Consider the following 21,203-nt stretch of genomic DNA (forward strand, 5'->3'; position numbering starts at 1 on the left):
GGGACGCGTGGCACGGCCCCGCCACGCAGGGCACGGCCTTCGACTGGCCACGCACCTTCGCGGCCCGTGGTGCCGCGCCCTTGCGTGCCGAGCACCTGCGCCACCGCCCGCAGCAGTCGCGCAGCGGCGCGTTGCACTGCTTCCTGCTCGACTGCTCGGCCTCGATGCGCAACGACGGCAACCTCGCGCGCGCCAAGGGCCTGCTGCTTGCGTTGATGCAAGAGGCCTACCAGCGCCGCGACCATGTCGCGCTGCTGTGCTTTGCCGGCGAGGTGGTCGAGCTGCGCCTGCCGCCGCGCCGCGCCAGCGCCTGGAACGACGACTGGGTCGCGCCCATCGCGGCCGGTGGCGGCACGCCGTTGGCGCTGGGCGTGCAGCGCGCCGATCAGTTGCTGGCCAAGAGCGAGTCACGCCAGCGCTGGCTGTGGCTGCTGACCGACGGGCGCAGCAGCGAAAACCCCGCGCGGCCCGACGCGGCCGATGTGGCCTGCGTGGTCGACTTCGAGGCGGCGCGCGTGCCGCTGCATCGCGCGAGGCGGCTTGCCGAGCGGTGGGATGCGCGGTATCTGGTGGCGGAGGCTGCGGGCTGAGCCCGCGATAGCTGCCTGCGCTACCGGAATTTCGGGTCGCTGGCTTTTCCCGAAATTGAAAATTTCACTGAAATGCCCTGTTTCAGCGTTTGCTGAAAACCGCTATTTTGGTGAAATTCTCTTGAGCATTTCGTTGGCCAATGGGAGGCGGCGATGCGTCGATAGGCATCTGTTTTGATTGGCTCCGCCCGGGCCGCCGCAGTGTCAATGCCGACTTCAGCGGGCAAGTTCGGTTACCGTGCCGCATGCTTTTGAAACCCTGCTTCCTGGCCCTTGCCTTGACCCTGGCCACGCCCGCCTTCGCACAGCCTGCGCCATCCGTTCAGCCGTTGGGCGCCGAAGACTGCAAGGCACAGCAAGCCGTGCTGGAGCGGGACATGGAGCTGGCCCGCTCCAGGGGCCAGATGCTGCGCCGCCGCGAGCTGGCCGACACCTTGAGCGCGCTGCAGGCGCAATGCAAATTGCCGGCCGCGCCGCAGAGCCGGCAGGCCCGCATCGACAGGTTGGAGCAGGACATTCGCCTGCTGCGCTCGGAGCTCGATCAGGCCGAGGCGCAACTGCGCAGCCTGCGCAACCAAGCGCCGTGACTGCTAGGACTGCCATCACTGCCGTGACGGGCATGCACGCGACGCTCGCGATACCCGCGATACCTGCGGCCCGGCTGCCTCAAAGCGTCGGCTGTTCAGTGGCCTCCGCCACCGTGTCCGGCGGTGCCAGCATCGTCCCCCGGCAGCTTGGCGCGCCGCAATGGCAGGGGTACTTCGACGGCGGCGAGCCGTCGTCCGCGGTGAGCGAATAGTCGATGAACAGCTCGTCGCCCGCGTCCACCGCCACCAGCGTCTGAAACTTCAGCACCAGTTCGCCGCTTTCGTCGTATTCCTCCACCGCCTCGCAGTTGGGTTCGCACGAATGGTTCAGGTGGCGCGTGGCGTTGCCGCCCTTGGCGCCGTCGATGGTTTCCTGGTTGGTCAGCGTGAACAGGTAGGTGAGCTGGTCGTCCCAGGCCTTGGTGGCGATCTCGGCCTTGCTGTAGCGGCGGCCCTCGTACAGGCCCAGAAAGGCTTCGCCCGGCAGGTCGCGGGTGGCGAAGGCGCCCAGGCCGTGCACGCCGCTGGGGCCCACCCGAATGAAAGGGGTGGACGAGGTTTGCTTGCGGTGCTTCATGGGGAAAAAGAAAAAACGGTGGGGGCTTGGGCCTGGGCCTGGGCTTGGTCGTGTGCGTGCGCGTCTGTCTGCACTGTCAACGCCATTTCGACCTGGCGAATGACCGTGGCCGCACCGCGCGCAAAGGCCGCGCGGCACAGCGCGCTGTCTGGCGGCTCGTCGACCAGCCGCCAGCGCACGCCGGGGTGCGCGAGCGCGAGCATGTCCAGCAACTGGTGGGCTGCGTCGTTGTCGATGGCGGCGGCGTCCAGCAGCACGCCCTGCGGGTCTTGCGAGCGGGGCAGCACGGCGTAGGCACGCGTGGCGGCGCCTTGCCGCACACCGAGTGCCACGGCGCCTTCACGCTCGACGGCGTCTTGCACGGTCGGCAGCTCGCGGCGCCAGGTGGGGCGGCACAGCGCGCTGCAGGCCGCGTGCACGGCGGCCAGCGCGGCGGTGTCGAGGACATGGGCCGGAACATGAGCTGAAAAAAACGCGCGTGCTTCGGCGCCCCATTCCAGCACCTCGAGCATGCGCAGTTCGGTAAAGCCCGCTTGCCGGTACAGCGCGCGGGCGGGGTTCTGCTCGATCACTTCGAGCAAGGCCTGCCCGATGCGGGCCTGCGACAACGCGGCGATCTGCGCGCCGATCAGCTGCCCGGCCAAACCCTGCCGCCGATGCGAGCCGCCAATGCCAAAGCCCGCGAGGTACGCACGCTCCCCACGCCGCCCGACCAGCGATATGCCGCAGGCCGCGCCGTCGGCAACCATCACGCGCGACAGCGCCAGATCGACGTTGCCGCGCCGCAGGTGCCGTGCAAAGCGCTGCTCGTCGAACGCGATCGGCACGAAGTAGCCCTCGTAGGCGCGGTTCCACAGGGCCGTGAGTTCGGCGGCGCCAAAGTCCGACGCGGGAGCCACCGTCACGTTGCGCAGACTGCTCATGCCACCGGCAGCGTCACCAGGAACCGCGTTCCTTCGCTCGCGCAGGAGGTCACTTGCAGCGTGCCGCCGTGCCCGGCCACGATTTCCGACGCGATGTACAGGCCCAGCCCCAGGCCACCACCGGGCTTGCTGTGGGCGGGGCGCCAGTAGGGCTGAAAGATCTTGGGCAGGTCGTCGGGCGGAATCGGCGTGCCGCCATTGGTTACCGACAGCAGCAGGTGGTCGCCCTCGATGGCCGCGCGCACGGCAATGGGCCGGTCGGGCGCGCCGTGCGCGACCGCATTGCCGAGCAGGTTGGACAGCACCTGCTGAATGCGCCCCTGGTCGCAGCGCACCGCGCCGTTGATGGCAATGCTGGCGCGAACGTCGAGCAGCGGGTTGGCCGCGCGCACTTCCTCCACCACGTCCATCAGCCCCGAGGCCAGAAAGTCGGCCTCGCGAATGCTTAGGCCCACGCCCGAGCCAAGCCGCGTGCGCGCAAAGTCGAGCACGTCGTCGATCAGCGCCGACATGCGCCGCGTGCTGGCCTTCAGCCGGGTGCCCAGCTTCACCAGGTCGGGCTCCGACTGGCGGCGCACCAGCAGCTCGGCCGTGGCGCTCACCGCCGACAGCGGGTTGCGCAGGTCGTGCCCCAGCACGGCAATGAACTCCTCGCGCAGCTCGGCCGTGGCGCGCTCCGACTGCAGGGCCGATTCGGTGCGCTCCTGGCGCTCTTCGTTTTCCAGCTGGCGCGCAATGAGGTCCGCAAAGGCGGTGAACATGGCCACCACCCGCGGGTCTGACACCACGGCCGGGCGCGGGTCGATGGCGCACAGGTTGCCGAAGTAGTCGCCATTGGTGTGAATGATGGGCACCGAGATGTAGCTCTCGATGTTGTACATGCGCGGCGTGTGGTGGTTGAAGTACACCGGGTCGGTGCTGGCCCGGTCGATCACCACCGGCTGGCGGGCCATGCGCGACTCGCTGCACAGCGTGGTGTTCACCTCCAGCTGGCCGCCGGGCAGGAGCCCGAAGGCGATGGTGTCTTCCACCGCGCAGGCGGTCCAGGTGCCGTTGGTGACGCGGGCCACGGCGGCAAAGCCCATGCCCGTGTTCTGGCAGATCACCTTGAGCAGCGCGGGCACCGCGCTGATGCGGCCAATGGCGGCCACGTCTCGCGCAATGGCCTCGGCGGAGTCGATGGCATCAACGGTAGCCACGGGTGCGACGGGCGCGACGGGCGAGACGGGCGAGAGGTTCGCGAGGGGGTTGTCAGGGCTGGGAGTCAAAGTAGGCGAATGGTACGACAGGGCTTTTAAATTGTGTCGCGGCGGGTCAGCGCACGGTCAGGCCGCAATCAAGCGCCGAGGGCTCACGGGGGCAGGCCCCACGCGGTCAGGGCTTCGGCTCGCCCAGCGAGGCCAGGCAGCCCACGATGGCGTCGGCCGCCTCGTCCAGCCGGGGGCCGGGCCGCATCATCAAGTCGAAGCGGGCCGCGGCAAAGCTGCAGACCCGCCCGCGCTGAATGGCCGACATGGCCGACCAGCCGGGGCGCGTGGCCATGGCCGATATTTCTCCCAGCGCCGACACCATCAGCACGTCGGGGTTGGCGCGTACCACAAATTCAGGGCTCATCTTGGGAAAGGGCCCGAGCGTGCCCGGCACCGCATTGCCCAGGCCGAGCCGGGCCAGGGTTTCGCCGATGAAGGAGCTCTCGCTGGCCGCCGCCATGCCGCCGTGCACTTCGAAGTACACCCTCCGACCCTGCCAGCCGGCCGGCACGCGGGCGCGGGCGGCGTCCAGCCCCGCGTCGAGCTTGCGCCAGAAGGCCTCGCCCGCGCCGGGGCGGCCGGTGGCGCGGGCCACGGTTTCCATCACGCGGCGCATGTCGGCATGGGTCTTGGCGTCCAGCGCCAGCACCTTGATGCCCAGGCGCTCCAGCGGCTCGGCCGCGCGGCTGCGCGGGCGCAGCAGCACCAGGTCGGGCTTGAGCGCCACGATGCGTTCGATGTTCGCGTCGTCGATGCCGCCCACCTGCGGCAGGCCCTTCACCGACGCCGGCCAGTTGGCGTGCCGGTCGATGCCCACCAGCCGGTCGCAGGCGTCCAGCGCGCAGACGGTTTCCGTCAGCGAGGGCATCAGCGATACGATGCGCCGCGCCGGCGCCTGCAACTCGACCGTGGTGCCGCGGTCGTCGTCCAGCCGAATGCCCGGCGCTGCATGGGCCGGGTGGGCCGCCGCGCCGAACCCCAGCGCCACGAACGCGGCCGCCTTGGCGATCCGGCGGGCGGTGGCCGAAAGCGGCTGGTGCCAGAGCGTGGCGGGGTCAGGCAGGGCGGTGGAGTTCATTAAAGGGGCAGCAGAAAAAAGCGCCCGCTATTGTCGCGGCGTCTGCATGCGCACCAGGCGCGCCGCTTCTTCCATGCGCGCGTCTTCCACCTCGCGCAGCACATTGCCCAGGTCGACCGGACCGGTCTCGCGCACGAAGGTGCCCGTGAGCTCGGTTTCCGGCCGCAGCAGGCCGCGCTCGTACAGCTGCCAGATCTCGTCGCCGTAGTGCGTGCGCAGCAGGCCGGGCTCGTACTGGCCGAAGAAGTTGCGCAGGTTTTCCACGTCGCGCAGCAGCATGCGCTTGGCGTGGTTGTTGCCCGCCGCGTCCACCGCCTGCGGCAGGTCGATGATGACCGGGCCGTCTTCGGCCAGCAGCACGTTGAACTCCGACAAGTCGCCGTGCACCACGCCCGCGCACAGCATGCGCATCACCTCGCGCAGCAGGCTGGCGTGGTGGCGCGTGGCGTCTTCGGGGGAAAAGGCCACGTCGTTCAGGCGCGGGGCCGCGTCGCCGTTGGCGTCGGTCACCAGGTCCATCAGCAGCACGCCTTCCAGAAAGTTGTGCGGCGTGGGCACCCGCACGCCGGCGGCGGCCAGGCGGTACAGCGCATCGACCTCGGCGCTTTGCCAGATGGCCTCTGTCACCTGGCGGCCGAACTTGGTGCCCTTGGCCATGGCGCGCGCCTCGCGCGTGTTCTTCACGCGGCGGTTTTCGGTGTAGTCCACGGCTTGGCGAAAGCTGCGCTTGTCTGCCTCCTTGTAGACCTTGGCGCAGCGGGTTTCGTCGCCGCAGCGCACCACGTACACCATGGCCTCCTTGCCGCTCATGAGCTGGCGCACCACGGTGTCGATCAGGCCCTCGTCTATCAATGCCTGCAGTCTGGGGGGTGCTTTCATGGCCTTTCCTCCTGTGTTTCCTGTTGTGATGCCAAGGTGCGTGTCGAGACAAACGCCCTCAGGCTTTCAATGCCGATCTGGTACTGCCCATCATGCCTGTGCGGCGCAAAGCCCAGCCGCCGGTTGATGGCCAGCATGGGGGCATTCACCTCCGCGTTGTGGGTGACGGCCAGCGCTACCTGCGGGTGGCGCTCGCGCACCAGCTGCAGCATCGCCGCCTTCACGCCCTTGGCCAGGCCCTTGCCGCGCCAGCCCCGCGCCACCGCCGTCAGCCGCTGGTGCATGCGGTCCGGAAAGCGCGGGCTCCAGCTGGCGTCGCACACAGCGGCCACCTCGGCTCCGTTCAGCAGCAGCACCAGAAAGTGGTCGCCGCCGCGCTGGTCCATGTCGGCGTACCAGGGGCCGAAGCCTTCCAGGTCGAAGCGCATCGGCGGTCGCTCCAGCTGGGTGGTGGGGGCGTCGTTCAGCAGCACCGACAGCGGCGCCATCAACGCAGCCAGCCGCTCCAGCGGCACCCGGCCCACATGCACTTCGGCGTGCAGACCGTGCGCGGGCGCGAAGCCTTCGCTGCGCCAGCGGGCCAGCATTGGCCAGTCGAGCCCGGCAAAGGCCATGCGGTTTTCCACGGTGCGGTGCTTTTCCACCGCGCCGATGGCCTGCAGAAACGCATGGCCTTCGGGCAGGTGCGCGCCGATGGTCGCGACCGACTTGCCATGCGCTTCCATGAGCGCCAGCAACCCCTGCAGCAGCGTGCTGGCCACACCACGGCGCCTGTGCGCTTGCAGCACGCCGCCCCAGGCGTCGATGAAGGGCGCGAAGGCCGCGTGGTCGGGCGTGCCTTCGCGCCTGAAGCTCGCGTTCAGGCTGCCGATGAACTCGCCTTGCGCGTTCACGGCCAGCATGCGGTGCATGTCGTAAAGCGGGCTGGGCTGCAGCACGTTGTGCCGGGTGTCGGCGTCGCTGAGCATGGGCTCGCCAGGCTGGTCCTCGGCGATGCGTTGGCGCCAGTAGGCGAGAACGCGCTCCCAGTCGGCCTCGGATGCGTGCTGGGGATCGAAAACATTGGTGACGGTATGCCGCAAATGCGCGGCACGGGTTTCAAACATGGTGGGCCTTGGCTCGACAAATGAACGGGGCGCTGCGGGCACGGGCGTGCGGGCAACGGCGTTTTTTGAAGGGAAGCGGCTTGGGGGCGAGGCGGCCGAAGCGACCGCGCGGGGCAGGCTGACGACGCGGTGAACGCGTGAGCTAAGTGCTCGGTGTCAGATCAGATCAGATCAAATCAGCTAGCCAGAACGCCCGACAAACCGCACATGGGTAGTGGCTTCATTGCAGTGTCTTCCATGGCGCACCTCCGCTTTATGTGTGGTTGTCGAAGGGCGAATGTAGCGGGCTTGCCCGGCGCTGTGAAGTGCGTTGTGCAGTGCGCTGTGGTTTTGGCGCAAGCGCTTGTGAGGCATGTGTAGCATTCCTTGCCCGCCTCTACGCAAGCGCCACGCGGCCGAGCGTGGAAGTCTTTCTTGGTCTTGCCTCACATCCCACATGCCCCCCATGGAACAGATCCCCCAGTCGAGCTTTCTCTACTTCACCGGCCAGGGCTCCGACAAGGTCTACCAGGTGCACCTGCGCCAGAAAGACGAAGGCTGGGTGGTCGACTACGGCAACGGCCGGCGCGGCGGCACGCTGGCCACCGGCACCAAGACCAGCAGCCCGCTCGCCTACGAGGCCGCGCTGAAAATCTACGACAAGGTAGTCAAAGAAAAGACCACCAAGGGCTACACGCCCGACCAGTCCGGTGCGCTCTACACATCGACCGACCTGGCCGGCCGCATCAGCGGCGAGCTGCCGCAACTGCCCACGCTCATCCTCGAAGAGCAGGTGGCCCGCTACTTCGACGACCCCGCCTGGGGCCTGCAGGAAAAGGCCGATGGAGAAAACCGCCTGCTGCTCATCGAAGCCGACACCGTGCGCGGCACCAACCGCCGCGGCCTGTTCGTCGACATTCCGCAAGCCTGGGTGGGCGGCGCCCACCTGCCCGCGGGCCGCACCGTGGTCGCCGGCGAGCACGTGGGCGACGCCTTCATGGCCTTCGACCTGCTGGAGCGCGACGGCCAAGACCTGCGCGGCGCGCCGTTCATCGAACGCTTCACCCACCTGCGAGAGGTGGCCGCGCCGGTGCCGTGGATGACCGTGCTGGAACTCGAACTCAGCGCCGAAGCCAAGCGCGCCCGCGCCGCCCAACTGCTGGCCGCGCACGGCGAAGGCTACGTGCTGAAGGCGCTGCAGGCGCCCTTCAGCGCGGGCCGCAGCACCACCAGCCTGAAGTTCAAGTTCAACCAGAGCGCCACCTGCGAGGTGATGCGCGTCAACGCGCAGCGCTCGGTGGCCGTGGGCCTGCGCGACGAGGCGGGCGTGCTGACAGACCTGGGCAACGTGACCGTGCCGCCCAACGAGGCACTGCCCGCCGTGGGCACGCTGGTCGAGGTGCGCTACCTGTACCGCTATGCGGGCGGCAAGTTCGAGCAGCCCGTGTACAAGGGCCAGCGGCCGGACATGGCGCCCGCGGACGCCGTGCTGTCGCAGGTCACGCGCATCAAGGACCGCAGCGCGGCGATGGACGACGACGCGGCGTAGCAGGCGAGGGTGTGACGCACTGACCCGTACGCGTCATTGAGTCATTACGGCACTGCGCAACCATGGTCCAGTCGCACGCCCCGTTCTTGGTGCTTACCGCGCGTTCATCCCCCGCCTAAGCTGCCCTGCATGAAAACATTGCAGAGCGAACGATGAGCCAGAGCGTATTTTTGGCCGGTGCCACCGGCGCGGTAGGCACCGCATTGATCCCCTTGCTGATCGGCGCCGGCTACACCGTGCACGGCAGCACCCGGCGCGCCGACCGCACGGCCGCGCTGCAGGCGAAAGGCGTGCACCCCGTGGTCGTCGATGTGTTCGATGCCGACGCCTTGCGCGCGGCGCTGGTGCGCATCGCACCGTGGGCCGTGGTGCACCAGCTGACAGACCTGCCCAAAGACCTCGACCCCGCACGCATGGCCGAGGCCGCCGCCCTCAACGCCCGCGTGCGCACCCAGGGCACGCGCAACCTGGTGGCCGCCGCGCAGGCCGCGGGCGCCGAGCGCATGGTGGCGCAGAGCATTGCGTGGGCCTACGCGCCCGGCCCCAAGCCCTTCACCGAAGACCAGCCGCTGGACGTGAACGCTGTCGGTGAGCAAGGCACACGCGGCGTGAGCGTGGGCGGCGTGGTGGCGCTGGAGCAGGCCGTGCTGGGCGCGCAGGGCCTTGTGGGCACCGTGCTGCGCTACGGCCAGCTCTACGGCCCGGGCACATCGACCGCCGAGCCCAAGGGCGCGATGCCGCTGCATGTGGAAGCGGCGGCGCGAGCGGCATTGTTGGCGCTGCGGCATTCGACAGGCGGCGTCTTCAACATCGCGGAAGGCGATGCGCAAGTCAGCACCGACAAGGCCCGGCGCGCCTGGGGTTGGGCTGCCGACGCACAACAGCGCTGAAGCACTGCCGCAGCGCCCCAGCCGCAGCCGCGGGCCGTCAGGCGAATGCGCGAAGGGCCCGCCCGCGCATCACTTCCAGAATTGCCAGCGCGGCTTCTTGGGCGCAGCCTGCACTGGCGCTTCTTGCGCCGCAGCCGGCGTCAACGTGCCGGTGACTTTCGACATGCGACCGAGCGCGTCGAAGTTGATCTCGATGTGGCCTTCACCCGCGCGCGTGGCGCGAATGCCGCCCGACTCGGTCGCCGTCGCGTCCAACCCTTGCTGCTGAAAAAAGCTGGTGACCAACCGGCGATGGTCCACCTCGAACTGCGACACCACTTCCATCAGCACCGTGTTCACGCGCGCCAGCGGCACGGGCGCCAGCACCTGCGCGGGCGCGTCTTCGAGCAGCATGAACAGCGCGCCGCCGTCATAGGGCGCGCGGTAGAAGCAGCGCCCGCCCTCCAGACCGCTGCAGGTGATCGCGATCATGTGGTCGGTCACGTCGCCCAGCTGCACCGACGCCTCGGTGAAAGCGCCAATGCCCTGCGCCTCCCCAAGCTGCTGAATGCGCAAGGCCGCCTGCGTGTGCTGCGGTGGAATGTCGCTCTGCGCATTGGCCCAGATCCACAGCCAGGTGCCGGGCTCGAAGGCGTGCGAGCCGAGCAGTTGAACGCGATATTCCTGGTCGTCGCCGAAGCGCAGCAGGCCCTTCTGAACGTCTAGGCTCCAGGCCCGCTCACCAATGACATCGCCCAAGGCCATCTGCCGGGCGAAGGAGGAGGCTGCGTGGTCGGCGAAGTGGTCTTGGAATGTGGGCATGGGGTTTCGGTTGTTGGAGTTGGTTGTTGCGCGGCGCTGCGTGGTGCTGCGTAGTGCGACTTGGTGCGACTTGGTGTGTGTGGCGCGATGGGGTTGGCGGTGGCCTACCGCACCCTGTCGCCGTCGCGCACCGACTCGACCGCGCCGTTGAAGACCCGCACGATACCCAGAAAGTTGCCCTCGCCGCGGTAGTACGTCCAGTCTTCCATCGGCACGCACTGCTGCGTAACCACCTGCTGCGGCTGGCCGCCGGGGTACTGCGAGGGAATCCACACGACCTGCGGGCGCGGCACGCACACGAACTCACGCGACACCGGCTCGCCGCATTTCTGGACGAGGGAGAACCTGGAGTCACCCACGCTGGAGAGGCGGCCGCCGCAGCTCAGGGATTGGGCTGAGGCTGTGGTTAGGCAGGTGAGGGTGGCAAGGAGGAAGAGGGTGCTTGCGGGGAGGGTGGGCATGGGGTGGGTTTGCTGAGGGATCGGCGCGGACTTTAGCGGGGTGCTTTTGCGCGGGGGGGTGAATTGCTTGGCTTTCATGGGTTGTATCGCGCGTGGATACGTTTCTATTGCGCAGACGGTCATCCATGTCGACCCCCACGCTCAAATTGCGCGGGGTAATGCGATTCTTCGATTCTTCGAAGCAACATCTCGCCTGCACGGCTAGTCTCACATCTTTAACTTGTCCTTCTCTGCTCTTGTATCTTCCCCGTCTGCTTGTTGTCGCCACATGTCTGCTATAGCGGTCAAAAGGGTCGACGTCCTCGGAAATTGATTCGTACTTCCAGCCCAATCTTGGTATTGGTTTGAAAGCTTGCGTTCTTGTGCTCCACCCTCATTAATGGCTTTGCCATATACGCCACGCTTGTTAAAGCATTCGGTGCTAATACCATGTTCGATGTCGTTGGAAGCAAGCTCCTCGATGACCATACAGATTGCTGAAGGAGGCCAGAAAAATTCGTCTGGATCGATTGGCGCGTGTGCGAGTACATGCCCAATGTAAATATCAGCAACCTGTGTCAGATCTTTTTCCTTCGCCAACTCACGAGCTTTGGTCACCCAAGTAAATAGCAAAGTGCTGCTGATCCTCCCATTATCGAGTCCAGGTACCATTTTGAAAGCTGACAAAAGATCGTATGAGGTGCTGGCCTTGGCTTTCTCTTCGAGACTAACTTCGTCCTTTTCAATTGAATTCTTCCCTTTGAATACATGCGATAAGACTTCAATAAAAAGCGTGGGGTCTTTGGCCATCATTCCTATGATGGTCAGCGGTTCTTTCTCGTAATGCAGCGCAGGAAGGTAGGCATATTCAAGTTTTGCAATGGCGAGCTCGTTCGCATCGTCTCGCTTTCGCATCTCAGCAAGCGCGCTAGAAACATAGTAAGAGAGCATGTTGCCCATCCGACTGACGGCAGTGGGTGCTTGTTTAATTCCGATTGTCAGGAGGCTTTCGATTAGATCTGTTGGCAAATCCTTTAGCCGCAGGTGTGCAAGCCCGAGCGCTTCAAGGTCACGGCCTTGCTGCCTGAGCTGACCAATAGCGAAAATTAGCTGCTCGACAGTGCCCCGTATGGGCAGAGCGCTTATCTGTCGCCAGTACTCTCCGCGTACTTCCTCACCCAAGCTCTCAACGAAAGACCATGTTGTCTCGTCAAGAGGCCATCCAAGTAGCAATTGAGCCTTGATGGCAGGGTCATGAACGGCTTGGAGGGCGCGTTGTTCAAAGATTTCCTTCCACTGATTGCCAAACTTATCGGCTCCGACTGCGGAAACGAAGTAGGCTAAATCTCGGGGCGCTGATGGATCTAAGGCAGAAGCAAGGAGTTCAAAAAGTTGCTCAGAAGATATTGATGTGTTGCGCAGTGCGGGACCGATCAAATTGGGAAGTCTGACCATTTTCGCTAGCCGCAGAATTCCATGCACTCCATCTCTGTCTAATACGCGTTGCAAAACCGCCGCGCGCAACTGATCCGGGTCTTCAGAAGGGGCAGAGTCTGGCAAATACTTCCCGATATGAGGTAACCAGTCATCGAACACTTGCCGGTCTTCGACAATCGGATCGGCAGGCCGATGGCGGTCAATGATTGAAGCGATGAATTCTCGCTCTTCCTGTTGAATTGCCCAATCGGCGTCTGAAAAAAATTCGTGGCGTGAAGACTCATTCCTAAGTTCGTGCCAAACTTTGCTTCCATCTGGCGTTTGATGAGAGGCTAAGTATTGGTCGACATACTCAAGCACAGCCGAGCGGCTATTGGATTGGAATGCTGACATGGCTTTCACTAGCGCAATGATCCGCTCTTCGTTATCCGCAGCCATAGTCAAAGCTCGTTTGACGACGGCCGCTTGGAAGTCCCAAACCAGCCCGAATGTCAGTATCTCCGGATTTTTCGGCTCGACATCTCGCAGCCTCGGCCGCTGAGTTGGGGAAGAAGAGTCGTGGATTCGTGGAAGTAATTTCATCAGCAATTGCCACCCAATGGTTCGACTTACTTTGATAATCGATTCCAGGCAAGCAAGCCGCTGTGCAAGCGGAGCGTAAGTGTTCGGTGACCAACTCAACAGAATTGAGCGCAAGCTGTTTATAGGGCGATTGCTGAGATTTGACTCCGGATCGGGATCAATTTCAGCAAGCTTTGCAAGTGCTAATACGGTTCTATTGAGGTGTTTAGGGTCCCAAGCCAACACTTCAAGCGCCCAGAGTAATTCGACATGTGGGCTTGAGCGTTTGAAAAAACCATCATCTTTCGAAACAAAAAAAGTCTTGATCTCACCACGGTCGCCCTCGAGCATAGACTCGAGGGCCGTCAAAAAAGGGTTGGGTGCGGCCTCAGCAAACAGAACTGTCTGATCTCCTAAGCGACTTAAAGACTGATGACTCTTACCCCAGTCAGGTAGCGCAGTAACAATCTCGTCGACGTATTGTTGTGCTGTTCCACCATTGACATGCAGGTTCGCAAGACTATGCATCGCGGCAATGATTACTAGCGTCAGAGCCAGCCCGTCGCGTAGCCATTTGCTGTAGTCGGCGGGCGGCACATAACTCAAACTGAACTGTTGATCGCGTGATGGTTGAGTCGGTGCGTGTGTAAAGACTTTCAAGATGGCGGCGCGGAGCCGTTCCAAATCGGTATCTGTGATTTGTTGCCCGTAGAAATGGAAGGCGTCGACGGGGGCTCGTACCTGCCAGACATCAGCTACCTTATCAATTGGACGATCAGACATCGCAATCGTCGTCATCAAGACACTTTCTAAATGAGCGTAATCTTGAAATCCACCCAGCACTTTTAAAATTTCGCGATCCAGTTGCACGTTGGAGGACCAGCCTCCGGCTAGAAATGCTGGCTTCAACGCAACCGCATGCTGAAACCATTCGGGCTGAGGAACTGGGCCAGTTGGAATAAGCCGTTTTAAGATAGTGAGGCTTCTGCCGCATCGCTGCGCTAACTCGTATCCGGCGTCGCGTTCAAGTCCCATTGACATAAATCCTTCAGCCATGCCCGTAGCGGTCGGACGCTGAAGAAGCTTGTGTTTTCTTGCCTGTGCCCCTGTTGCTGCGGACAGCGTTGCGCCTCTTTCGGCGAGTACACCGGCTAGTGGCTCTGCGCCGTTCGCTGCAAGGAAAATGAGTCCTGAACGCGTGCTTAAGAATCGGGCAGCACTTTCCGTTCGAACGATCAGCGTTTTGGATTCAAGCGCACGGCGTTGCTCTGTTTCGGAATTCCGAATCGCAGCAACTGCAAAGGCAATCACCTCTTCTGATGTTTCTGCACCAATTAGAATTGATTGCGCTGGTCCCTTCAGTGTATCTACAAGTTCAGTTGCGAACTCCTGGCGATCGCCAATGACCAATTTCTCAGTGACCCTCGGCTTAAACTGGAGGCTGAATTCCTCCCAAAATTCATCAGTACTTAGGGCCCCTTCTTGGGGCGCAGAGCGCAAGACATCTCTGGCATATCGCGCGGCGACTGCAGGGTTTTGATCAAGCCAATGGACAAGGCTGACTGCATCGACGTATTTCACGTTTTTCCACTTTCCCTCCGCTTTTCGCTCGTCTTCCCATTCTGTAAGCTTTGATCGGGGTGTGTCCCAAAAATCCAGATTTACAAGCACTAATGCGTTTTCAGCCATTACTTCGGCGCCCGTCGAACCGGTTCGTTTCTTGTAGTCTGCCGATGCCTTTGCCGCGCCTGCGCCTGAACCGAATTCCCATTTGGATTTGCCGGCTGGAACTAGTCCTACAGCTTCCGCCGTTTCCAGATCTCCGTCCCAGCCCCGAAGCTGACCTACGTCTCCGCCAGGAAATCTAAATCGACTCGCGTCCGATATCGTTGCGCGAATAAGATCTGCGACCATATCTATCAACAACGCACGGGCATCAGTACGGGCCGCCCATATTGCGAGGCCTTTTTCGTCGATCCATTGCATTTTCTATTCCTTTGGCGGTTTGGCGTCGTTGCTAAGCTACGACGCACTCGACAGCAATTGTCAGGTATTTGGTCGCGCAGTGGTTTGCTTAGAAAAAAGCGTCTAGCCTAGCATTTGGCCTAATGGCTGATGACAACTTTCGCTGCAGGCCAACATCCGCAAAGAAGCTCTGCAGCCCATTTCGAAAACCATCGGTCTTCGAATTGCTGATGCGCGGCAGCTCGTTGCCGTCTGAACCAGTACTCCAGTGTCATGAATGCAGACGTCGCGCTGAGCGTCTAGCCTGCAGCATTTGACGCTCAAGGCGGGGCTGCGACTTCCACAGCCCGCCAGATCAGCCGCTAGCCGCTAGCCGCCAGTCTCAGGCACGTCTTTCCGCCCCTTCTCCATCACCTGAAACACCTCCCCAGCCTTCCGCGCCATCTCAGCCGCCAGCCAAAGCACGTTGTCGAGATGCCGAGGCCCGTCCCCCGTGTGCCAGTCGATGCATTCCCCATAGCAGATCCACAGCAGCGATTCCAGGTGGGTCAGGGTGGTTTCGAGCAGGTCCGCCGGGTCTTGGGCGGGCTCGTCGGAGGAATTTCGGGGCGAGGGGGCCCCGGCTATAGTCTTGGTAGCCATTTTTGTGCGGTCCTTTGTAGGTAGTTGCACTTCTTTGGTTAGACGGTCGGGGTGCTCTAACACCCCGGCCGTCGCCTTCTGATACCTCGCATTTGCATCGTTGCTTTCGCACCGACAACCCGCCGCGAGGCAGGCAGTTCTTCATTCAGTTCATCGGGTGGTTGTGTGTCGCGCCTTCCGTGTGCCCTTGGTGGGGCTTTGAGTGACAGGGGCATTCACTGTAGATAAGAGCGCGTGCCGCAGGGGCGCCCCGCGCAGCACGCAATCGCGATTCGCGCCAACAAATACAGCTTCGGCTGCATGACGTAGTCCGCAGCTCGACGCCAAGGAAACCCATCGTGTCCACGCCCTTGCCCATCTCCCGTTTGCCAGCGCTTCGCGGCGCGTTGCTTGCGCTGGGCGCGGCGGTGCTCTTCGGCATCAGCACGCCCTTCGTTCAACGCGCGGGCGTGGGCGTCGGCCCGTTCACCACGGCCGCGCTGCTGTACGCGGGCGCGGCCTTGCTCGGCGCGCTGCTGCGCAAGCCGCCCGAACGCGAGGCCGCGCTGCGCCGTGGGGACGCGCCTCGGCTGGCGCTGATGGCGCTGTTCGGCGCGGTCATCGGCCCCGTCGCATTGGCCTGGGGGTTGCAGCGCACCAGCGGCACCAGCGCGTCGCTCATGCTGGCGCTGGAGGCCTTGTTCACCGTGGTGCTGGCGCGGGTGCTCTACGGCGAAACGATGGACAAGCGCGTGTGGTGCGCGATGGTGCTGCTGATGGTGGGCGGGCTGACGCTGATCGTGGACACGGGCGGAACAGGTCCTGCAGCAGGCGCGGGAGCAGCCGCAGGCACCGGCGCACTGTTCGGCCTGCTCGCCGTGTTGGCGGCCACGGCCGCCTGGGGCGTGGACAACACCTTGTCCCGCGCGCTGGCGGAGCGCGACCCCGCGCAGGTGGTGCTCGGCAAATCGGCGTTGGGCGCGAGCGCGGCTGCGGTCATCGGCTGGGCTGCGGGCGAGCCCTTGCCGCACTTGCTTGCGGCTGCGGCGCTTGTCGGCATCGGTGCTTGCGGCTACGGGCTCAGCCTGCGGCTGTATCTGTTGGCGCAGCGCGCATTCGGGGCGGCGCGGACGGGCTCGGTGTTCGCGTTTGCGCCGTTCATTGGCGCGGCGGTGGCCATTGCGTTGGGCGAGCGTGCGTTGAGCGTCGGAATGATGGCGGGCGCGGCGCTGATGCTGGCGGGCGTCGCCCTGCATCTGGCGGAAGCACACGAGCACGCGCACGACCACGAGCCCGTGGACCACGAACACGCACACAGCCATGGCGACGGCCACCACACGCACACGCATGCGCAGATGCCGGTGGGCGAGCACAGCCACCCGCATCGCCATGCGCCGATGCGCCACGCGCATTCGCACGTGCCAGACGTGCACCACATGCACCCGCATTAGGGGCGGGGCGCAGCAAGGCTTGCGGGGCTGGTGCTTGCGGGCTGCAGGCGCTGTGTTGCGTGGTGGTCAGTGCCAGGTAAGCACAAGGCAGGGACACTGTTGCTCCAGGCCACTCTTGCCGTTGTCAGGAGGTCAGATGAAAAGCGCCACACCTCGTTTGCCACTGGTTGCCATCGCCGGCATCGGCGTTGCGCTTCTCACGCAAGTGCCCTTCGCACATGCGCAGCCGCAGACGCCTTCAAGCGGCAAGGGCTCGACCACCGCAGCACTCGGCAGCATCGACCTGGCAACTGAATTCGATGGCGGCGTCGGGCGCGAGCTTCGCGCAAGGCTCGTCACCATCGAGCCGGGCGGCCACACCGCCTTTCACAGCCACAAGGACCGCCCGACGTTGGAATACGTCGTGCAAGGCGAGGTGGTGGAGATTCGCAACGGCGTCGAAATTCCGCACCGCCAAGGCGACATGGTGCGCGCCACGCAAGACGTGTCGCATTGGTGGGAGAACCGGGGCACGGTTCCGGTGGTGTTGCTGCCTGTGGATGTGTTCAGGCCCTGAGCGCGTGGGGCTTGGGGCTGTCGTCAGTGCGGGCCAGTGGCATTGCACGAACGGTCGAGTGCAAGGCTCAAGCGCGGTCGAAGAAAACCCCTACGCACAGCGCCACGCCCACGACATACAGCAGCCAGGTCTGCGCCACCGCGTAGGGGTAGAGCATCAACGCAACCCCCAGCCATTTGCTGCGCCTGCGCCCTGCGCGCTTGGCATAGCGGTACACCCCAATGCCGATGAGGCCGAACAGCACGACCCCGACGATGTAGGCCGGACTCGGCAGCGTGAGGCCAAGTGACTGCAGTGTCTGCAAGCTGTCCATGCGTGTGTCACCAAAGAGGAAAGGTACTGCCCTGAGTGTGCGTGGCCCCGCGTCGGCCACGCGGCGTCATTTCAAAAAAGAGCACTCCGGCTGAACAAAGAAAAACCCGCCGTAGCGGGTCAAGGACAGCCCCCGAGGAGGGAGGAGGAGAAGAACAAAAGCGGGCTGCCGAGGAGCAGTGTCTGGCGCGCAGCTTAGGCGAGGCTTAAACGCGCGCTCGCCGCACCCGAGCGAATAGCAACCAGCGCACGCCGTTTGCGCGCACACTCCTCGCGCTGCCCGGCTGTAGTCTCGCTGAGACAAGAGGTTCAGTGAGCTCCCCGGACGGAGCTGCAATGACAACCGAGCCAGACCTTTTCGAGCTGCTGTACGTCAGCTGCATTGCCCCTTCAACCGACGTCAGGGCGGTCGGGCAAATTGCCCGCGACGCACGCGCGAGCAACGCCATGAACGGCATCACCGGCCTGCTGGTGTTCGACGGTCAGCGGTTTGCGCAGCACCTGGAGGGCTATGCCCACGTGGTACGCCAGCTCTTCGAGCGCATCGAGGCAGACTCGCGCCACATGCAGGTGCAACTTCTTCAGCAGTGCGCGAGCACGCAGCGAAAGTTTCAGCGCTTCAGCATGGGCTACGCCAGCCTGGGCGACGTGGAGCCGCTGCAGTCCCTGGAGCTGCAAGAGGGGGAGGGCGCGCGACGGGCGTTTGCTGAAATGCTGCCGCTGATCGACATGGAGCCCTGATTTGATGGAGGAGGAGCCATGAAAAAAATACGTCTGAACGACGAGCAATGGACAAAGCTGCTGGCCCTGCCGGTGATGCCGATCCGCACGCGAGAAAACGGCGCAACGCCGGATGCGCCGCGCACGTCGAGCCGCATGAGCTCGCATGGCCTGGTGGCCGCCGATGCAGACGGGCGCGAGTACATCACCGACCAGGGCGTGCATCGCTTGAGTCAGGGCCGATGAGGCAGCCCACGCCCTGCCACCGCCATGCCCGTCAGTGCCGCAGGTGCTTGGCCCATTTGAACGGCGCGGCCAGTCTGGACACGCCGGAGTAAAGCAGCTCGTCGTGCGTGCGCGGGTTGGAGGTCGACAGCGCGCGCATGAACTTGATCTTCATGCCGTCCGACAGCGCCGACTCCCCCGGCGCGCGCGGGCTCAGGCCCAGCTTGCGCATGCAGTAGTTCGCCTGGTACACGTGCCCGCGCTCTTCCATGTCCGGCATGGCGTAGTACAGCGACAGGCTGACCGACACGTTGTTGCTGTTCTGAATGCGGTGCGGTGCAAGCGGCGGGTGGTGCACGCCGATGCCGGGCGCCAGCCGCCAACTGCTGCTGGCGCTCTCCAGCTCGTCGCGGTAGATGCCGGCGACCGGGTTGTGTCGGTAGAAGTCTTCAATCTCCGGCGCGGTGAGCGTGCCGAACGCACGCGGGTACAGCCACACGTCTTTCTCGCCCTGCACCTGCATGAGAAAGTTGGTCTCGTGGTCGAAGTGGTAGGGCACCGACAGCTCCGGCGCACTCAAAAAAACCGACATGCTGCCCCACGTCATCTGGCTGCGCACGGGGCGGTGAATGATGTCTTCGACGTCGGCCAGCAGCAGATCGAAAAGCTCGCCGTAGGCCGGGTCCATTTCGTCGATGTAGTGCAGCGCCACCCATTGGCCGTTGTCTGCAATCTGCTCGATGCTGTCTCGGAACCGGGCCTTGAGCGTGGACACGGGCAGCTTCAGGTCGGCTCCCTTGAAGTAGCGCTTGTAGTGGTCGCGGTCGAACGCGCGCTCCGACAGTTGGGCCAGGCGCTCGACAGACAGCAGCGGGTTGTCGGCCAGTGAGTGATGGAACGCGAAGGGCTGTTCGTTGATTTGCAACCAGGTCTGGGGGTCGTCCTGCTGGATGAGACCGGACGCGTGGTGTTGCCCCACATGACGGCCGCGCAGATGAGGAATCATGACTGTCTCCGTCTTTGTAATGGGTATGTGGCGCAGGCTAGTCTTTGCAGCACAGGCGTCTATCACCCAATCTACATGGCGGGATGCAACAGTTGCAACAGTCGAGCCGGCGCTTGTGGTTTGCAAGTCCGGCGCTGTCCCGTTGTCCTGCTGTCTTGCAGTTACAGCGGCGGCTTTTGCGCGTTGTCGCTCGCAGGCACTGCCTGCAATGCTGAACGCGCGCGCTCGGTCAGCGGCACGCTGCTCGGCAGCAGGGCCAGTGCCTGCGCGCCACGGGCCGCCGTGCCCACGTTGACCGCAAAGGTCAGGGGTGTGTCGCGGAACGCGAAGATCAGGTTGAAGGTGCCGTAGGCCTCGCGCACATCGACCTCGCGGATGTCCGTAAAAGGCCGCTGCTGCGCGCGGATCACGCGGTAGGCCAGTTGCCCGCTTTCGATGCGGAACACGGGGTTCAGGCTGTTGTTTGCCAACGCGACCCACGGCAGCCCGCGCAAGCCGGTGAACGTCGCCAGGGCGCGCACCTCGCCGTTCTTGATGTCGGCAAGGCCAGCGCCAGCGCCCGCCGCGGCGCGTGCCCTGGTCTTGCGCTTCGTCTTCCAGATCCAGTAGATGAACCAGATCGACAGCGCCTGTGCGCCGATGACCACGGCGGCCAGAAAAGTGCCCATTGCATCGACTTCCAAAATGCGTCCTCCGCTACCCGTTGTTGCTGTTGCTGCTGTTGTTGTCCGCATCCCAGCACTCGGCCAGAAAATCGATCATCGCGCGCACCGCCGGTGACACCGGCTGAACCGGCGGGCACACCGCATACACCCCGGTCGAGCGGCCACTCCATTGCGGCAACACACGCACCAGCGAGCCGTCACGCAAGGCCGATGCCGCATTCACGGAAGAGAGAAACGCGATGCCCATGCCGGCCAGCGCAAACGAGCGAATGGCATCGCCGTTGTCGGCACGCATGCGCCCCTGCGGTCGCCACGCGCAGTCTTTGCCCGGCCCTTTCAGGCGCCACAGTTCGCCGTCGCGGTTGACGCTCAGCACCAGGCACTGGTGGCCGCGCAGGTCGTCGACTTCTTGCGGTGTGCCGTGCTGCGCCAGGTAGTGCGGGGAGGCCACCAGCAAGCGCTTGTTGTCGAGCAGCCGGCGCGCGACCAGGGAGGAGTCGTCCAGCTTGCCGATGCGTATGGCCAGGCCGATGCCTTCGGCCACGATGTCGACATAGCGGTCGGTCAGCACAAGGTCGAGCTCCAGTTCCGGATGTCGCTGCGCAAAAGCCGGCAGAAAGGGCACGACGTGCGACCGCCCGAAAGACACCGGCGCGCTCAGCCTCAGTTGGCCGCGCGGCTGGCCCTGCCCGTCGCGCGCCTGTTCGAACGCATGTGCCAGGGCAGCAAGGGCCGCCTGGCTGTCGGCGAAGAAGCGCTTGCCGGCGTCGGTCAGCGACATGGCCCGCGTGGTGCGATGCAGCAGCGGCGTGCCGATGTCTTGCTCCAGCGCCTTCACCAGCCGGCTGATGGAAGAGGGCGTTACCTGCAGCTGTGCCGCCGCACGGGCAAAGCTGTTGTGCTCGACGACCTTCACGAAGGCGCGGACCAGGTGCAGGGGTGGGTCTTCCATTGGTGCCGTGACGGAATGAGTGAATTGAAACTGTAGGGATTATCGCAAGCGGTCGCTAGAAATAGCATGGCCTGTTCCCTTCT

General features: G+C 64.2%; 23 protein-coding genes. 8 read left to right on the forward strand and 15 right to left on the reverse strand.

What is annotated here, in order from left to right:
* The first annotated feature begins 80 nt into the window (after positions 1-80).
* Positions 81-590, forward strand: coding sequence for a vWA domain-containing protein (locus tag VLK31_RS09325; protein WP_409168113.1), 510 nt, complete (start codon positions 81-83; stop codon positions 588-590).
* 20 nt (positions 591-610) lie between these two features.
* On the opposite strand, the gene VLK31_RS09330 is transcribed toward VLK31_RS09325, so the two are convergent.
* On the reverse strand, positions 611-817 hold the full coding sequence (locus tag VLK31_RS09330) for a hypothetical protein (protein WP_409168114.1): 207 nt from the start codon (positions 815-817) through the stop codon (positions 611-613).
* Between the two features lie 51 nt (positions 818-868).
* Between VLK31_RS09330 and VLK31_RS09335 the strand changes: the two genes are divergently transcribed.
* A complete protein-coding gene (locus tag VLK31_RS09335; protein WP_409168115.1) occupies positions 869-1,177 on the forward strand; it encodes a DUF1090 family protein in 309 nt (102 codons plus the stop codon).
* Between the two features lie 79 nt (positions 1,178-1,256).
* Here the strand turns inward: VLK31_RS09335 and VLK31_RS09340 are convergent, their stop codons facing one another.
* The 6 genes from VLK31_RS09340 to VLK31_RS09365 all read right to left on the reverse strand — a co-directional run bounded on the left by VLK31_RS09340 (position 1,257) and on the right by VLK31_RS09365 (position 6,990).
* The gene (locus tag VLK31_RS09340; protein WP_409168116.1) at positions 1,257-1,754 is read right to left on the reverse strand and encodes an SET domain-containing protein; all 498 of its coding nucleotides are present in this window, start codon (positions 1,752-1,754) and stop codon (positions 1,257-1,259) included.
* The gene (locus VLK31_RS09345) at positions 1,751-2,677 is read right to left on the reverse strand and encodes a GNAT family N-acetyltransferase (protein ID WP_409168117.1); all 927 of its coding nucleotides are present in this window, start codon (positions 2,675-2,677) and stop codon (positions 1,751-1,753) included. The genes VLK31_RS09340 and VLK31_RS09345 overlap by 4 nt, the downstream gene beginning before the upstream one ends.
* A complete protein-coding gene (locus tag VLK31_RS09350) occupies positions 2,674-3,876 on the reverse strand; it encodes an ATP-binding protein (RefSeq protein ID WP_409168118.1) in 1,203 nt (400 codons plus the stop codon). Before VLK31_RS09350 ends, VLK31_RS09345 begins: the two co-directional genes overlap by 4 nt.
* A gap of 175 nt (positions 3,877-4,051) precedes the next feature.
* Positions 4,052-5,005, reverse strand: coding sequence for an ABC transporter substrate-binding protein (locus VLK31_RS09355; RefSeq protein ID WP_409168119.1), 954 nt, complete (start codon positions 5,003-5,005; stop codon positions 4,052-4,054).
* 27 nt (positions 5,006-5,032) lie between these two features.
* The gene (locus tag VLK31_RS09360) at positions 5,033-5,884 is read right to left on the reverse strand and encodes a PA4780 family RIO1-like protein kinase (protein ID WP_409168120.1); all 852 of its coding nucleotides are present in this window, start codon (positions 5,882-5,884) and stop codon (positions 5,033-5,035) included.
* Entirely contained in the window at positions 5,881-6,990 is a 1,110-nt protein-coding gene (locus VLK31_RS09365; protein ID WP_409168121.1) for a GNAT family N-acetyltransferase, read from the reverse strand. Before VLK31_RS09365 ends, VLK31_RS09360 begins: the two co-directional genes overlap by 4 nt.
* Positions 6,991-7,435: 445 nt before the next feature.
* Here VLK31_RS09365 and VLK31_RS09370 point away from each other — a divergent pair, with 445 nt between their 5' ends.
* Positions 7,436-8,518: an ATP-dependent DNA ligase gene (locus tag VLK31_RS09370; RefSeq protein ID WP_409168122.1), complete on the forward strand. Its 1,083-nt coding sequence runs from the start codon at positions 7,436-7,438 to the stop codon at positions 8,516-8,518.
* Positions 8,519-8,670: 152 nt separating this feature from the next.
* Positions 8,671-9,408 (forward strand): NAD-dependent epimerase/dehydratase family protein, encoded by a 738-nt coding sequence (locus VLK31_RS09375; protein WP_409168123.1) that lies wholly within the window; start codon positions 8,671-8,673, stop codon positions 9,406-9,408.
* Between the two features lie 69 nt (positions 9,409-9,477).
* On the opposite strand, the gene VLK31_RS09380 is transcribed toward VLK31_RS09375, so the two are convergent.
* The 4 genes from VLK31_RS09380 to VLK31_RS09395 all read right to left on the reverse strand — a co-directional run bounded on the left by VLK31_RS09380 (position 9,478) and on the right by VLK31_RS09395 (position 15,254).
* On the reverse strand, positions 9,478-10,209 hold the full coding sequence (locus VLK31_RS09380; protein WP_409168124.1) for a DUF6882 domain-containing protein: 732 nt from the start codon (positions 10,207-10,209) through the stop codon (positions 9,478-9,480).
* A gap of 104 nt (positions 10,210-10,313) precedes the next feature.
* Positions 10,314-10,793 (reverse strand): DUF2845 domain-containing protein, encoded by a 480-nt coding sequence (locus tag VLK31_RS09385; RefSeq protein ID WP_409168125.1) that lies wholly within the window; start codon positions 10,791-10,793, stop codon positions 10,314-10,316.
* Between the two features lie 84 nt (positions 10,794-10,877).
* A complete protein-coding gene (locus VLK31_RS09390; protein WP_409168126.1) occupies positions 10,878-14,633 on the reverse strand; it encodes a hypothetical protein in 3,756 nt (1,251 codons plus the stop codon).
* A gap of 348 nt (positions 14,634-14,981) precedes the next feature.
* Complete coding sequence (locus VLK31_RS09395) at positions 14,982-15,254, reverse strand: hypothetical protein (RefSeq protein ID WP_409168127.1); 273 nt, start codon at positions 15,252-15,254, stop codon at positions 14,982-14,984.
* A 338-nt stretch (positions 15,255-15,592) separates the two neighbouring features.
* Here VLK31_RS09395 and VLK31_RS09400 point away from each other — a divergent pair, with 338 nt between their 5' ends.
* On the forward strand, positions 15,593-16,684 hold the full coding sequence (locus tag VLK31_RS09400; RefSeq protein WP_409168128.1) for a DMT family transporter: 1,092 nt from the start codon (positions 15,593-15,595) through the stop codon (positions 16,682-16,684).
* Positions 16,685-16,820: 136 nt separating this feature from the next.
* A complete protein-coding gene (locus VLK31_RS09405; RefSeq protein WP_409168129.1) occupies positions 16,821-17,240 on the forward strand; it encodes a cupin domain-containing protein in 420 nt (139 codons plus the stop codon).
* 67 nt (positions 17,241-17,307) lie between these two features.
* Here the strand turns inward: VLK31_RS09405 and VLK31_RS09410 are convergent, their stop codons facing one another.
* The gene (locus VLK31_RS09410; protein ID WP_409168130.1) at positions 17,308-17,553 is read right to left on the reverse strand and encodes a hypothetical protein; all 246 of its coding nucleotides are present in this window, start codon (positions 17,551-17,553) and stop codon (positions 17,308-17,310) included.
* Positions 17,554-17,888: 335 nt separating this feature from the next.
* On the opposite strand from VLK31_RS09410, the gene VLK31_RS09415 reads away from it, so the two are divergent.
* Positions 17,889-18,293: a BLUF domain-containing protein gene (locus tag VLK31_RS09415; protein WP_409168131.1), complete on the forward strand. Its 405-nt coding sequence runs from the start codon at positions 17,889-17,891 to the stop codon at positions 18,291-18,293.
* A gap of 18 nt (positions 18,294-18,311) precedes the next feature.
* Positions 18,312-18,518, forward strand: a complete 207-nt coding sequence (locus VLK31_RS09420) for a hypothetical protein (RefSeq protein WP_409168132.1) — start codon at positions 18,312-18,314, stop codon at positions 18,516-18,518.
* Between the two features lie 31 nt (positions 18,519-18,549).
* Here VLK31_RS09420 and VLK31_RS09425 read toward each other — a convergent pair whose 3' ends face one another.
* The 3 genes from VLK31_RS09425 to VLK31_RS09435 form a co-directional block, all read right to left on the reverse strand.
* The gene (locus tag VLK31_RS09425; RefSeq protein ID WP_409168133.1) at positions 18,550-19,503 is read right to left on the reverse strand and encodes a hypothetical protein; all 954 of its coding nucleotides are present in this window, start codon (positions 19,501-19,503) and stop codon (positions 18,550-18,552) included.
* A 161-nt stretch (positions 19,504-19,664) separates the two neighbouring features.
* Complete coding sequence (locus tag VLK31_RS09430) at positions 19,665-20,171, reverse strand: hypothetical protein (protein WP_409168134.1); 507 nt, start codon at positions 20,169-20,171, stop codon at positions 19,665-19,667.
* A 28-nt stretch (positions 20,172-20,199) separates the two neighbouring features.
* The gene (locus VLK31_RS09435; RefSeq protein WP_409168135.1) at positions 20,200-21,120 is read right to left on the reverse strand and encodes a LysR family transcriptional regulator; all 921 of its coding nucleotides are present in this window, start codon (positions 21,118-21,120) and stop codon (positions 20,200-20,202) included.
* Positions 21,121-21,203 lie beyond the last annotated feature (83 nt).

Origin of the sequence: Variovorax sp. H27-G14 (assembly GCF_046156345.1) — a bacterium.
Taxonomy (GTDB): domain Bacteria; phylum Pseudomonadota; class Gammaproteobacteria; order Burkholderiales; family Burkholderiaceae_C; genus Variovorax.